Source organism: Vibrio sp. 10N.222.52.B7, from assembly GCF_041474275.1.
GTDB lineage: Bacteria > Pseudomonadota > Gammaproteobacteria > Enterobacterales > Vibrionaceae > Vibrio > Vibrio crassostreae_C.
This window is the reverse complement of the sequence record NZ_JBFRTU010000423.1, coordinates 1-456: the sequence shown is the minus strand read 5'-3', so window position 1 is coordinate 456 and position 456 is coordinate 1. Positions and strand designations below refer to the sequence as shown.

Annotated in this window: 1 pseudogene; it reads right to left on the bottom strand. The window is 49.3% G+C overall.

What is annotated here, in order from left to right:
• Nucleotides 1–456: pseudogene (locus AB4512_RS23510) on the bottom strand (undecaprenyl-phosphate alpha-N-acetylglucosaminyl 1-phosphate transferase); the annotation flags it as partial.

The window sequence follows — 456 nt, the reverse complement described above, 5'->3', positions numbered from 1 at the left end:
TGGTGTAGGTGTTCACGGTCGGGCTTGAAAGGGGAGTCACCGCGTCGTACGCGTCTGAACATGATGGCAGCCATGTCCATCAGCGGGACAGCAATTAGCCATAATGCAGTAATCGGTCGCATCATAGCTTCTGATGGATCTTGGCTTGCGCCCAGCAGTAACCAAATCACAGTAAAGCCAATCATCATGCTGCCAGCATCACCCATGAAAACTCTACGCTCTCGTCCAAGAATACCGAGATTCATTAAGATATAGGGAATGGTCGCGGCAATGAATACAGCACACAAGTAAGCCAGGCCGTGTTGACTGTCGATTTTAAGCAAAATGGCGATACCCGCAAAGGTAACAATAGCAAGGCCACCTAACAGGCCATCAATGCCATCGACCATATTGAACGCGTTAATCGCGCCAATCACAGCAAGTACCGTGACTACAGGGCTAAGAAACCCTAAATGC